Annotated in this window: 11 protein-coding genes; 7 read left to right on the forward strand and 4 right to left on the reverse strand. The window is 68.8% G+C overall.

What is annotated here, in order from left to right:
- Positions 1 to 114 precede the first annotated feature (114 nt).
- Positions 115 to 1,452: an MFS transporter gene (locus CFB47_RS29320; RefSeq protein WP_089463093.1), complete on the forward strand. Its 1,338-nt coding sequence runs from the start codon at positions 115 to 117 to the stop codon at positions 1,450 to 1,452.
- A 131-nt stretch (positions 1,453 to 1,583) separates the two neighbouring features.
- On the opposite strand, the gene CFB47_RS29325 is transcribed toward CFB47_RS29320, so the two are convergent.
- Positions 1,584 to 2,591, reverse strand: coding sequence for a 3-hydroxybutyryl-CoA dehydrogenase (locus CFB47_RS29325; RefSeq protein WP_089463094.1), 1,008 nt, complete (start codon positions 2,589 to 2,591; stop codon positions 1,584 to 1,586).
- On the reverse strand, positions 2,588 to 3,712 hold the full coding sequence (locus CFB47_RS29330) for an NAD/NADP-dependent octopine/nopaline dehydrogenase family protein (protein WP_089463095.1): 1,125 nt from the start codon (positions 3,710 to 3,712) through the stop codon (positions 2,588 to 2,590). The genes CFB47_RS29325 and CFB47_RS29330 overlap by 4 nt, the downstream gene beginning before the upstream one ends.
- Positions 3,713 to 3,871: 159 nt before the next feature.
- Between CFB47_RS29330 and CFB47_RS29335 the strand changes: the two genes are divergently transcribed.
- Positions 3,872 to 4,846 carry an AraC family transcriptional regulator gene (locus CFB47_RS29335; RefSeq protein WP_089463096.1) on the forward strand — a complete coding sequence of 325 codons (975 nt, stop codon included), beginning with the start codon at positions 3,872 to 3,874 and terminating at the stop codon, positions 4,844 to 4,846.
- Positions 4,843 to 5,877, forward strand: a complete 1,035-nt coding sequence (locus CFB47_RS29340; protein ID WP_089463097.1) for a LysR family transcriptional regulator — start codon at positions 4,843 to 4,845, stop codon at positions 5,875 to 5,877. The genes CFB47_RS29335 and CFB47_RS29340 overlap by 4 nt, the downstream gene beginning before the upstream one ends.
- Before the next feature lie 77 nt (positions 5,878 to 5,954).
- On the opposite strand, the gene CFB47_RS29345 is transcribed toward CFB47_RS29340, so the two are convergent.
- Entirely contained in the window at positions 5,955 to 7,073 is a 1,119-nt protein-coding gene (locus tag CFB47_RS29345; RefSeq protein WP_089463098.1) for a porin, read from the reverse strand.
- Between the two features lie 409 nt (positions 7,074 to 7,482).
- Between CFB47_RS29345 and CFB47_RS29350 the strand changes: the two genes are divergently transcribed.
- Positions 7,483 to 8,880, forward strand: coding sequence for an MFS transporter (locus CFB47_RS29350; protein ID WP_089463099.1), 1,398 nt, complete (start codon positions 7,483 to 7,485; stop codon positions 8,878 to 8,880).
- 178 nt (positions 8,881 to 9,058) lie between these two features.
- Complete coding sequence (locus tag CFB47_RS29355) at positions 9,059 to 10,051, forward strand: PDR/VanB family oxidoreductase (protein WP_089463100.1); 993 nt, start codon at positions 9,059 to 9,061, stop codon at positions 10,049 to 10,051.
- Positions 10,052 to 10,307: 256 nt separating this feature from the next.
- Here the strand turns inward: CFB47_RS29355 and CFB47_RS29360 are convergent, their stop codons facing one another.
- Positions 10,308 to 11,228: a LysR family transcriptional regulator gene (locus CFB47_RS29360; RefSeq protein WP_089443179.1), complete on the reverse strand. Its 921-nt coding sequence runs from the start codon at positions 11,226 to 11,228 to the stop codon at positions 10,308 to 10,310.
- Positions 11,229 to 11,367: 139 nt separating this feature from the next.
- Between CFB47_RS29360 and CFB47_RS29365 the strand changes: the two genes are divergently transcribed.
- Together CFB47_RS29365 and CFB47_RS29370 are read left to right on the forward strand one after the other, a co-directional pair.
- Complete coding sequence (locus CFB47_RS29365) at positions 11,368 to 12,651, forward strand: Rieske 2Fe-2S domain-containing protein (protein WP_089463101.1); 1,284 nt, start codon at positions 11,368 to 11,370, stop codon at positions 12,649 to 12,651.
- The gene (locus CFB47_RS29370) at positions 12,648 to 13,151 is read left to right on the forward strand and encodes an aromatic-ring-hydroxylating dioxygenase subunit beta (RefSeq protein WP_089463584.1); all 504 of its coding nucleotides are present in this window, start codon (positions 12,648 to 12,650) and stop codon (positions 13,149 to 13,151) included. Before CFB47_RS29365 ends, CFB47_RS29370 begins: the two co-directional genes overlap by 4 nt.
- The last annotated feature ends 133 nt before the right edge of the window (positions 13,152 to 13,284 follow it).

The raw sequence follows: 13,284 nt of genomic DNA on the forward strand, positions 1-13,284 counted from the left end.
GGAGTGATGACCCTCCCCTTTTTCTGCGGATTTGACCGGGGGCACGGTGCCGACAACACTAGCCCGCAGTGCTGCACAGACAGTACGCGCCTGCCTTCCCCTTCAGAGTCCGCCATGTATCCAACCGACACCGTGCAATCCCCGAGCGCCGCCCGGCCGCTCGCCGACCGGCAACTGCGCCGGATCGTCATCGCCTCCGTCGCCGGCAACGCGATGGAGTGGTACGACTTCTTCGTGTACGGCACGGCCGCGGCGCTCGTGTTCGGCCATGTGTTCTTCCCGCCCGGCGCATCGGCGCTCACGGGCAGCCTCGCCGCGTTCGCGGCCTTCGCGCTCGGCTTCGTCGCGCGGCCGCTCGGCGGGATCGTGTTCGGCCACGTCGGCGATCGCTACGGGCGCAAGGCGTCGCTCGTGTGGACGCTGCTGATCATGGGCGCATCGACCTTTGCGATCGGCCTGCTGCCGACCTATGCGCAGATCGGCGTGTGGGCGCCGGCCGCGCTCGTCGTGCTGCGCCTGCTGCAAGGCATCGCGTCCGGCGGCGAATGGGGCGGCGGCGTGCTGATGATCAGCGAGAACGCGCCGCCGGAACAGCGCGGCTACTACGCCGCGTGGAGCCAGCTCGGCGTGGGCGGCGGCTTCGTGCTGTCGTCGGCCGCGTTTCTCGCCGCGCAGGCGCTGCCGGACGACGCGTTCCGCACGTGGGGCTGGCGGCTGCCGTTCCTCGCGAGCGTCGTGATCTTCGCGATCGGCATCTACATCCGCCGCCATCTGCCGGAAAGCCGCGACTTCGAGCAGGCCGGCAAGCGCGGTGCGCACACGCACCTGCCGATCGTCGAATGCATTCGTCGTCATCCGAAGGAAATCCTGCTCGCGATGGGGCTGCGCGTGGCCGAGAACGGCGGCGCGTACATCTTCCTCGCGTTCTCGCTCGTCTACGGCAAATACGTCGGCATCCCGAACGGCGTGATGCTGACCGGCGTGATGATCGCGATGATCGTCGAGATGGGCGCGATGCTCGCGTGGGGCAAGCTGTCCGACCGGATCGGCCGCAAGCCCGTATACCTGATCGGCGCGCTGAGCCTCGTCGCGTGCGCGTTCCCGTTCTTCTGGCTGCTCGACACGCGCGTGACGCCGCTCGTGTGGCTCGCGCTCACGGTCGCCACCGCCGTGAGTCACGGCGCGATGATCGGCACGCTGCCCGCGCTCGTCGGCGAACTGTTCAGCACCGAGGTGCGTTACTCGGGCGTCGCGCTCGGGCATGAAGTCGCGTCGATCTTCGCGGGCGGGATGTCGCCGCTGATCGCGACCGCGCTGCTCGCGCGCTATCACGCGTCGTGGCCCGTGTCGCTGTTTCTCGTTGCGCTCGGCCTCGTGACCGTCGCGACGCTGTGCGTGATGCGCGAGACGCGCGTCGCGCCCGACGCCGGCGCGCGAGGCGATACGGTGTGAGCGTGCGGCACGCGTCGGCCGCCTGCGCTTCCGTTTCCGTGCGCTTGCCGGCGGGTGTCGGACACACCGGCTCACGGTGCCACCTGCGCGCTTTCGTGGCACCGCGAGCGCGCGCGACATCGATATCCGCGCTACGCATCCTGCCTGCTTCGTCCGCCGTCGAACACCGGGGCCAGTCCCAGATGATCGAGCAACCGCGCGAATTCACCGAGCCGCTGCCGCATGTAGGCGGGCACGTCGACGTCCGCATAGTCGTGGAAGCCGGCCCCCGTGCGCACCCCGTCGCGCCCGGCTTCCATGTTGCGCACGACGCTCGCGGCCGGCGCGAAGCGCGGGCCGATCTCGCCGGCCAGGTACTTCGACGCGTAGTACAGGATGTCGCAGCCGCCCCAGTCGATGAATTCGAGCAGCCCGAGCACCGCGAAGCGCGGGCCGAAGCCGGTGCGGATGGCCGTGTCGATATCCTCCGCGCTTGCGACACCCTCCTCGACCATCCGCGCGGCCTCGTTCATCGCGAGCGCCTGGATGCGCGGCACGATGTAGCCGGGCGCCGGCCCGCAGATCACCGGCTTCTTGCCGACACGTTCGAGCAGCGCGGCGAGCGCATCGACCACCGGCTGGGCGGTGGCGTCGCTGCGGCTGATCTCGACGAGCGGCATCAGCAATGCAGGGTTCAGCCAGTGCGCGTTCAGCATCCGTTCGGGGTGTGCGACATGGCGCTGCAACTCGGTGACGACGAACGTCGACGTGGTCGACGCAATCGTTGCGTGCGCATCGATATGCTCGCCGAGCCAGCGCAACGCGTCGGCCTTCGCGTCGAGCACTTCGGGCAGTGCCTCGAATACGACGTCTGCATCGCGCACGGCTTCGGCCGCGCTGTCCCGTGCGACGAGCGAGATGCGCGAGACCACCGTATCGGCCTGTGCGGCCTCGATGCGGCCGAGCGCGACCTGCGCATGCAGCGGCCTGGCGATCTCGTCGCGCGTGCGACCGTCGAAGGCGCGTTGGCCAGCCGCATCGCGCCGCTTGAAGTCGATCAGCGTCACGTCGATTCCGGCGAACGCAAACACGAGCGCGATCCCCTGCCCCATGCGCCCCGCGCCGAGCACGTGCACGCGCGTCACGTCGACGGCGCTCATGCTGAAACTCCCGCAACGCCCGCGACTCCGTCGTCGAGCAGCGCACGCATCGCGTTCTTCGACAGCGCCGCGATCCCGAGCCGCTCCAGCGTGCGCCCTTGCGCATACAGGTCGCGCACCGCGACCGCGCTCGCGATGCTCAACAGCCCCTGCGCGACCGGCGTCGGCACACCGGCCCAGCGCCCGCACGACACGATGAACGACAGCCCGAGCCGGGTGTCCTCGAGCATGTAGCGATGGGCACGCAGATCGATCTTCTCGCGCCAGTCGCCGCTATCGGTCAGCTTGCCGTGCGCGCCGCGCCCGTACATCCATTCGTCGCCATCGGCCGCATAGTGATCCGCGAGCGGGAAATGCGGCGCGCGGTAACCGAGCGCTTCGCGCACCGCGATGCGTTCGGCATCCAGCGCGTTCGTCACGCGGCGGATCGACGGCTGCGTGCCTTCGTTGTGAATGTCCCATGCGTCGAAGTGTTCGAGCGGCCCGGCGTTCATCAGGATCAGCGGCGGATGGATCACGGGCCCTGCGTTCATCAGCGCACCGGACAACGCATCCTCGACCGGCTCGACCGACGGATAGCCCGCGCGCAGCACATCGAACGCCCAGCCGGCCGCGTTCGCCGGAAATACACCGGTCGGCAAGCGTGTCGCATAGGCGCTGATCACGACGTCGTTGTCGCCATGCTTGCGCACCAGGTACGGCAGCGTGCCCGTCTCGGCGAATGCGACGCGCGAACGGTTGCCGGCATCGGCCGCCGCCTGCGCGAACACGAAGCTGCCGAACGTGCCGGGCGGCAGGAACACGACCTGGCCGTCCTCCAGCAGCGGCGCGACCTGCGCGGCGAGCGCTTCGTGCGACGTAGCCGGCAGCGGCACCACGACGAGTTGCGCACCGCGCAGCGCGGCCGCGAGATCGCCGGTCAGGCGGATCGCACCCGGCGCATCGCCGAGCGGCACCGCGCGCGTGCCGCGATAGTCGGTGACGTTCAGCACGCCAAGCTCGCGCAGCCGCGCATGCGGCTCGCGGTCGCGCCGCCACCACGTCACGTCATGGCCCTTCTCGAGCAGGTCGATCGCCGCCGCATGGCAGCCGTGGCCGCCGCCCAGAACACATACCTTCATCGTCTTCTCCCGGTGATTGAGTGTTTCCGAGACTACGCGGCCGCTTTCGCCACGTCGCTTCAAAACGCGCAACGGCACGCCCGTTCGCGCAACGCAATCGCGGCGATGCGCATGCCGCCGCGCCCGCCGCATCCGCCGCATCCGCTACGAGGTCCGTGAATGGATATCGCCCTGTCACGCCATGCGCCGAACCGGCTCGGCACGCTGCACGCCCCCGACGAAGTCGAACGCGCGGTCGCGCACCGGCTCGGGCCGCACCGGATGGCCGCGCGTGGCCGCGATCCGTTTCATGCGGAGCTGTACGAAGTGCCGCTGCATCACGGCGCGCTGCTCGAACTCTGCTACGGCCGCGAAACGCGCATCGATTTCGGCGACGACGCCGAACACTTCCTGTTCAGGCTGACGCTCGCCGGTGCATGCGAGCTGCAGGCCGGCAGCGTCATCGCGCGCGCCGGCCCCGGCGATCTGACCGTGTCGTCACCGGCGCTCGCGAGCCGCCTGAGCACGAGCCCCGATTGCCGCAACCTCGTGCTGCGGCTCGAACGCGGCGCGCTCGAACGCAAGTTGCAGGACATGCTGCAGGCCACGCTCACGCGGCCGCTGCAGTTCGATCTCGCGGCCGGGGGCACCGGCGCGGGCGCCGCGCTGCTGCTGCCGACCTTCGAATACCTGTGCCGGCTCGGCGCGCAGCCGGGCCTCGGCTCGGCCGCGACGACCTTCGGCGCCGACCTCACCACGTGGCTGATGTCGCTGCTGCTCACGCACCTGCCGCATTCGTACAGCGATGCGCTCACGCGCGGCACGCCGCCGCTACCGACGCACGTGCGGCGCGCGTGCGATCACGTCAATGCGCACCTCGGCGAACCGCTCGCACTCGCCGCGCTGGCGGCCGTCGCGGGCGTCGCGCCGCGCACGCTGCAGCACGCGTTCCGCGCGTTCCTGCACACCACGCCGGCCGCCTACGTGCGCGAATGCCGGCTCGCCGCCGTGCACGCGGCGCTGCAACGCGGCGACGCGCGCAGCGTGACCGACGTGCTGATCGCGCACGGCATCCATGGCTTCGGCCATTTCGCGAAGGCGTATGCGCGGCGTTACGGCCACGCGCCTTCGGTCACCGCGAGGCAACCCCGATGACGCACTCCGCACCCGGCCGCCCGGCGGCCCCGGCCCGCACCGAATCCGCCCCGCACGACAACGACCCGTCCGAGTTGCGCGTGCAGGATCTCGATCTCAACTTGCTGAAGACGTTTCGCGCCGTGTACGAGGAGCGGCACGTCGGCCGCGCGGCGCTGCGGCTCGGCGTCACGCAGCCGTCCGTCAGCTACGCGCTCGGCCGGCTGCGGCTGATGTTCCGCGACGCACTGTTCGTGCGCACCGGCACCGGCGTCGAGCCGACGCCGCGCGCGCAGCGGCTCGCGCTGTCGGTCGACAAGGCGCTCGCGATCCTGCAGGACGTGCTCGACGAGGGCTCGCGCTTCACGCCCGACAGCACGCAGCGCGTGTTCCGCCTGCACATGAGCGATTTCGCGGCGAGCGCGTTCCTGCCGACGCTGCTCGCCGCATTCGACCGCCGCGCGCCGGGCGCGGTGATCGAGACGCTGCACGTCGACGAATGCCAGCTCAATGTCGCACTCGAATCGGGGCGTATCGACTTCGCGCTCGGGCATTTCGCCGATGCGTCGAGCCACTTCCAGCGCACCGCGCTGCTCCACGAGCGCTGCGTGCTGCTGATGCCGCGCCGCACCGCGCAGCGCGTCGCGCTGCCTGACGATTACGTGCTCGATGGCGACGCGCCCGACACGCTGCGCTTCGTCGCGGTCACGTCGCATCCGCAATCGATGCAGTTGCTGGAACGGCACGGGCTGATGCCGCGCGTGCGCGCGGCGCTCCCCGATTTCATGGTGGTGCCCGCGCTGCTGCAGGACGGCGACTATGCGCTGATCCTGCCGGAGACGATCGCGATCACGTTCGCGGCGCGACAGCCGTGTGCGCTGTACGAGATCGCCGGTGCGGGCGAATGGGCCGTCAACGCGTACTGGCACCGGCGCTTCGACGCCGACCCCGGCCATCGCTGGCTGCGCGCGCTGCTGCTCGAACTGTTCAACATCGGCGAGCTGGCGCCGTTCGATGCATGGCTCGCGCCGCAGCCGCCCGCCTGCGCGTAGCGGCGCAAGCGGGTACGGAGGCGCACGCAAGCGCGAGGCGGCCAAACCGACCGAAACGGCCGAAGCAACCGAAGCGTTCAGAACGCCGTGAGGATGCCCGCGACGATCGAGCTCGCGGTCGCGCCCGGCTTCGCGACCGCGACACCGCCACCCGCCGCGCCGTTCACGACGAAGCGCGCATACGCGCCGTTGCGCACCATCGCGGCGCCCGTGTAAAGCACCGTGCGCTTCGACAGCGGATAGTCGAAGCGGATGCCGTACGAATCGGCATTGCCGTCGCTGTCCGCGACCTTGCGGTAGTGGCCCACGCTCAGCAGCAGCGACGCACGCCCGATCGGCACCGTCGCGCTCAGCTCCATGATGTCGCTGTGCGGATACGCGCTCTGGCTGTCGATCGCGGTCGCGACGTCGGGGCCGCCGCGATGGCGCATGTACAGCGCGGCCACCTTCACGACGCTGAAGTCGTACGAAATCGCGCCGAGCGTGTAGTTGCCGTTCGCGGCCGGGCTCGTGTCGCCAAGCGCGGACGCCGCCACCGGGCTGAATTTCTGCTGCATATAGTCGACGTCGACCGACAGGCCGCCGCGCACGTAGTTGAGTCCCGCGCCGTACGTATCGCCAAGCGTCGCCGGCTGCCCGGCCGCGCCGTTGGTGCCGCGCGCGGCCATCGCGCGCAGCATCAAGCCCGCATAGCGCGGCGACGTGTAGCGCATCGAGTTGCGCACGCGCAGGAACGCGGGCCCGACGAAGTTGTTCGTCGCATTGCCCCACGCGAGCCCCGCGCCGAGGCCCGGCAGGCTGTACGTGACGAGCGTCGTGTGCAGGATCGTGTACAGCTCGCCGAACTGCACGCCGCCGAACGGCCCCGTGATGCCGACCCACGCCTCGCGGCCGAACAGTGCGTTGCTGTTCGACAGTGCGCCGCTTGCCGCGTTGAAGCCATCTTCCAGCTTGAAGATCGTCGCGTAGCCGCCGCCGAGATCCTCGACACCCTTCAGCCCCCACTGCGACGCCCACAGGTTGCCGCTGCCCATGCGCGTCACGTGGTTCGGCCCGGCGTTCGCGTATTCGATCGCGGTGTCGATGCGGCCGTAGAGCGTCACGCTCGATTGCGCGAAGGCGGGCAGCGCCGCGCAGGCAAGCAGCGCGGCAAGCGGTACGGCAAGCCGGTCGGCCCGCCCGTTCGGTTGGTTCATCGTCGTCGTCCCGTAGAGTTTGCGGCGCCGGTCGGCGTTGCGCCGTGTGGTGTGAAGCGCGTTCGCCGCGAAGGGCCAACGCTGCCGATCAAAAACGGGCCGAGTCTAGGAACGACAATTTCGGACGTCGACGCAATGCGCTCTATAACGCTTATAGATGCACCGCATGATGCACGTGCGCCCCGCCGCAGGCGCGCTGCGCGGCGGCCGGCGCGCGCGACCCTGGTGTTTTCTTTATCCGGGTCGGTAAATGCCCGTGTGGCGCGGCTGTCACTCCGGCTATGGCGGCCGAATTTGGCCGACTACGCTGCGTCTCCGACACGTGCCCCCGCACGCTTTCGCGCCGCGACGGCGCCCGGCCCGCCAGGCCGCTGCCGCGCTTTTCACCGCCCGCTCCTGGAGAATCCGCATGTCCGCATCCACGGCCCGCGCTGCCGACGGCAAGCGCTATACGTACGAATGGTATGTCGTCGTCATCTGCATGCTCGCGTACGTCTTTTCGTTCGTCGACCGCCAGGTCCTCGTGCTGATGATCGAGCCGATCAAGCGCGATCTGCATCTGTCCGACACGCAGTTCAGCCTGCTCAACGGCTTCGCGTTCTCGCTGTTCTATGCGGTGATGGGGCTGCCCGTCGCGTATCTCGCCGACCGCTATGCGCGCCCGCGGATCATCTCGCTCGGCATCGCGCTGTGGAGCGTCGCGACTGCCGCGTGCGGGCTCAGCCAGCATTTCGTGCAGATGTTCATCGCGCGGATGGGCGTGGGTGTCGGCGAAGCCGCGCTGTCGCCCGGCGCGTACTCGATGCTCGCCGACTACTTCCCGAAGGAGAAGCTCGGGCGCGCGATCGCCGTGTATTCGCTCGGCTCGTTCATCGGCGGCGGCGTCGCGTTCCTGATCGGCGGCTACGTAATCGCGCTGCTCAAGCATGCGAGCGCGTTCACGCTGCCGGTGGTCGGGCAGGTGCATGCGTGGCAGGTCACATTCCTGATCGTCGGGCTGCCGGGGATCCTCGTGGCACTGCTGTTCGCCGCGACCGTGCGCGACCCGCAGCGCAAGGGGCTCGCTCAGGATCGCTCGGGCGCCGTGCGGCGCGTGTCGATGCGCGATTCGCTGCGCTTCGTCGGCACGCATCGCGCGACTTTCTCGTGCCACTACCTTGGCTTCTCGTTCTACGCGATGACGCTGTACTGCCTGCTGAGCTGGACGCCCGCGTTCTATATCCGCCACTTCGGGATGACGGCCGTCGAAGCCGGCTACACGCTCGGCATCGTGCTGCTGGTCGCGAACACGGCCGGCGTGTTCTGCGGCGGCTGGCTCAACGACTGGCTGCTGCGGCGCGGCCGCGAGGATGCGCCGATGCGCGCCGGTGCGATCGGCGCCGCGTGCATGGTGATCCCCGCGACGCTGTTCACGCAGCTCGACTCGCTGCCCGCATCGCTCGCGATGCTCGTGGTCGCGATGTTCTTCGCGTCGTTCCCGATGCCGACGTCCACCGCCGCGATGCAGACGCTCGCGCCGAACCAGATGCGCGCGCAGATCTCCGCGCTCTTTCTGCTCGTGTCGAACCTGATCGCGCTCGGGATCGGGACGACCGTCGTCGCGCTGTTCACCGATCGCGTGTTCGGTGCACCGGCGGCGGTCGGCCATTCGATGTCGATCGTCAACGTCGCGGCGGCCACGCTCGCCGCGCTGCTGCTCGCCGCCGGGTGCCGGCACTATCGCCGCAGCCTCGACCGCGAACGCGGCCTGGCGTCGGCCACCGCGCCGCACGCCGCCGAAGCGGGCAACGCGATCGCCGCGCGCTGAACACCGGGCGAGATCAGGCGCAATCAGGCGCAATCGCGCCGCCCGACCATCATCCATATCACTGATTAAGGCATCGGTTTTTAATCGATTTGATTTATGCGATGCCCATCCCTATTCTCGATCGCATGACGGCGCGGTTCCCGCCGCGCCGCGTTTCCCCTACCCCACGGATTGACCCATGCAAGCGAACCGCCACCAAGTCCGGATCGACGCGCTGATCGACGCGGCGCAGGACATCCGCTGTTTCCGGGTGTCGCGCGTCGACGGCCAGCCGTTCGACGCGTACGAACCAGGCGCCCATATCGATGTGACCGCACCGTCCGGCATCACGCGGCAGTACTCGCTGTGCGGCAACCCCGACGAGCGCGGCAGCTACCTGTTCGCGGTGAAGAAGGAAGCGCAGTCGCGCGGCGGCTCACGTTCGCTGCACGACGACGTGCAGGTCGGCGCCGAGCTGTCGATCGGCGCGCCGCGCAACCTGTTTCGTCTGACGGATGACGCGAGCGAGCACGTGCTGATCGCGGCCGGCATCGGCATCACGCCGCTGCTGTCGATGGCATATGCGCTGCACCGGCGCGGCGCGCGCTACCGGTTGCACTACTTCGCGCGCAGTCGCGAGCACGCGGCCTTCGTCGACGAACTCGCGGCCGAGCCGTTCGCGTCGCACGTGACGTTCCACTACGGCATCGAGCCCGTCGCGCTCGCGGCCGAGCTGGGCCGCTGCGTCGAATCGGTCGACGCGCGTGCCCATGTTTATACATGCGGGCCGGGGCCGTTCATGGATGCGGTCGTCGCGGCGGCCGCGACACGCTTGCCGGAAGATTCGATCCATCTCGAACGCTTCGCGGCGGAGCCTGCCGCCACCGATGCGGGCAATGCCGATGCCGGCGCCGGCCCGGCCGCCGACGGTTTCGAAGTGCGCCTGCAGCGCAGCGGGCAATCGGTACGCGTCGCGCCCGACACGTCGATCGTCGACGCGCTCGCACGCATCGGCATCGAAGTCGACACGTCATGCGGCGAAGGCGTGTGCGGCACCTGCATGGTGCCCGTGATCGACGGCGAGCCCGATCATCGCGACCATTGCCTCAGCAAGGCCGAGCGCGCGAGCAACACGGTGATCTGCTGCTGCGTGTCGCGTGCGCGCTCCGCGGTGCTCGTGCTCGATCTCTGATGCGCGCGGTACGGGCGACGTCCGTCAAGGAGGTCGCGCGCGCTCGAACGGCTCGATGCATCCGGCCAGCCACGCACGCCTCCAACGCGCTGCCCGCGCTCTCATGGATCACACGCCGCCGACACGCTCGACGAGCTTGACCAGCAGCGTGCGCATCCACGCGCGGCCCTCGTCCTCACGTGTCACGCGTCGTCGCGCGATCCGATCCGCTCGGCAAGCAACGCGAGCAACCGTGCGTTGCTGGCGCCCTCATCGATCACACGTCATCGAACCGCTCGACAAGCTCGGCCAGCAGCGTGCGCATCCACGCGTTGCCTTCGTCTTCATGGAAATGTTCGTGCCAGTGCATCGTCACCGGCGCGGGCGGCAGCGTGACGGGCAGGTCATAAAGCCGGAACGCATTGTCGCGATTCAGGATCTGCGCGAGCCGCTTCGGCAACGTCGCATACAGATCGGTGACCGACAGCACGCTCGGCAGCGCGACGAAATGCGGCACTTCGAGCGCGATGTTGCGGCCCACGCCCTGCGCGCGCAACGCATCGTCGAGCGCGTGGTGGCTGTGCTCGACCGATTTCACGTTGATGTGCGCGGCGCGCACGAATTGCTCGAGGCTCAGCGCGGCGCCGCTCGGCACCCCGCGCCGGCGGCCCGTCATGCACACGTAGGTTTCCTCGAACAGCGTCTGGTGACGCGTGCGCGGCATCAGCTCCGGCAGGTTGCCGATCGCGAAATCCAGCCGGCTCGCGCGCAGCGCTTCCTCGATCTCCTCCACCGGCAGCGGCTGCACGCTCAGCGTCACGCGCGGCGCGCGCTCGCGCAGCGCCTGACAGATCGCCGGCAGGTACGCCATCTCGCCCGCATCCGACAACGACAGCCGGAACGTGCGCGTGCTGGTGGCCGGATCGAAGCGCTCCGCGTAGCGCAGCGCCACGCGCACCATGTCGAGCGCCTTGCCGACGATGCCCGCGAGTTCGAGCGCGACCGGGGTCGGCTGCATGCCCGCGCGTGTGCGCACGAACAGCGGATCGTCGAACAGCGTGCGCAGCCGGCCGAGCGAATAGCTGACGGCCGGCTGCGACAGCGCGAGCCGCTCGCCGGCCTTCGTCAGGCTGCGCTCCTCGACGATCGCCTGGAATACGCGCAACAGGTTCAGATCGAGATGATCGACCGATGTCATGACCGCCTCCATTATTTGCCGCATTTATTGATCCGCCAATTTTAGATCAATTTGACGGATATGTAGTGGGAGACGAGACTGGGTACTCGACACCGCGCGCGACGCGGCCCGATTTCGCGACTCTTTCCCCCACACGACGATGAGCGACATTTCCTACCAGACGATCGACACCAGCGCGTTGCATGGCCTCGCGCAACCCGACCGCATCGCGCCCGCGATGTATCACGATCCCGCGCTGTTCGAAGCCGAGCTCGACCGCATCTTCTACCGCACCTGGATCTGGGTCGCGCACGAAAGCGAGCTGCCGAACCCGGGCGACTTCATCACGACGACGATCGGCCGCCAGCCGGTGATCGTCGTGCGCGACAAGACCGGCGAGATCAACGTGCTGCAGAACCGCTGCCGGCATCGCGGCGCGACCGTGTGCGAATCGCACAAGGGCAACGCGAAAGGTTTCACGTGCCCGTATCACAGCTGGTCGTACGCGCTCGACGGCACGCTGCGCGCGCTGCCGTACGGCGACGGCTACGAAGGCGTGTGCGAGAAAGGCGACCTGCCGCTCGTGAAGCTGCGCGTCGGCGTGTACCAGGGGCTGATCTTCGCGAGCTTCAACGATGCGATCGAACCGCTCGAGGATTTCCTCGGCGGCGCGAAGCCGTGGATCGACCTGTTCATGAAACAGGGCGCCGGCTACCCGATCAAGGCGAACGGCGAGCACAAGTTCAAGTTCAAGGGCAACTGGAAGATCCAGCTCGAGAACACGACCGACCTCTATCACTTCCCGGTCGTGCACAAGTCGTGGATGAAGTCGATCGACGACGAGACGGCCGCCGCGATCACGAGCTTCATGACGAGCGAGGACGCGTTCTGCCGCGGGCTCGGCAACGGCCACAGCCTCGCGGTGCTGATGCCCGAGCTGATCGACCTCGACGAAGACGACGGCGCGCCGCTGCCCGAGCGCTTCGCGCCGCTCGCGGCGACGCTCGCCGAGCGCCACACGCCGGAGGAAGTGCGCCGCATCGTGCGTTCGCTGATGGGCGTCGGCTTCAACCTGAACCTGTTCCCGAACCTCGCGCTGTCGATGGCGTTCTTCCGCGTGCTGCGGCCGATCTCCGCGAACGAAACCGAGATCCGCCACGTCGCGCTCGCGATGGACGGCGGCCCGGACGAAGCGAACCGCGAGCGGCTGCGCATCCACGAGCACTTCCAGGGCCCGTTCGGTTTCGGCAGCCCCGACGACGCGGAAGCGTGGGAGCGCGTGCAACGCGGCGCGCATGCGGGCCCCGACGTGCCGATCCTCGTGAATCGCGGGCTGAACCGGGAAACGACCGCCGCGAACGGCGAAAAGACCGCGCATGCGACCGACGAGACCGGCATGCGCGAGGCCTACCAGCAATGGCGCAAGATGATGGAGCAACAATAATGGACGACCGCAACGCCCTCTTTTCCGAGCAGACCTTCGCCCGCGCGGTCGAATTCGTGTGGCGCGAAGCCGAGATGCTCGACCGCCGCGACTATCGCGCGTGGCTCGACCTGTGGGACCCGGCCGGTCACTACGTGGTGCCGATCGATCCCGATACGACCGACTTCGCCGCCACGCTGAACTACGTGTTCGACGACCACGACATGCGCGAGAAGCGCGTGCAGCGGATGGTGTCCGGCTATTCGGCGTCGGCGACCGACGCGGCGCGCACGGTGCGCACCGTGTCGCGCTTCACGCTGGAAAGCGGCAGCGCCGACACCGTGGAACTGAAATCGGCGCAGGTCGTCGTCGCGTACAAGCGCGGCGTCGCGACGCTGTTCGCGGCCGACGTCACGCACAAGCTGCACGTCGATGCGGAAGGCGAGATGCGGATCGCCGAGAAGGTCGTGCGCCTGATCGATTCGACCGAAGCGCTCAGCGCGATCGGCTTCCTGCTGTAAGCGGCCGCCGGTTCGCCGTCGCCGGCGCAACGGTGAGCCGGTCACCTTCACCTTTGAGCGACCACCGGTTTGCCGTCGCCAACGCAACGGTGAGCCGGTCACCTTCACCTTTGAGCGACCACCGGTTTGCCGC

The sequence above is a fragment of the Burkholderia sp. AU27893 genome (genome assembly GCF_002223205.1).
GTDB lineage: Bacteria > Pseudomonadota > Gammaproteobacteria > Burkholderiales > Burkholderiaceae > Burkholderia.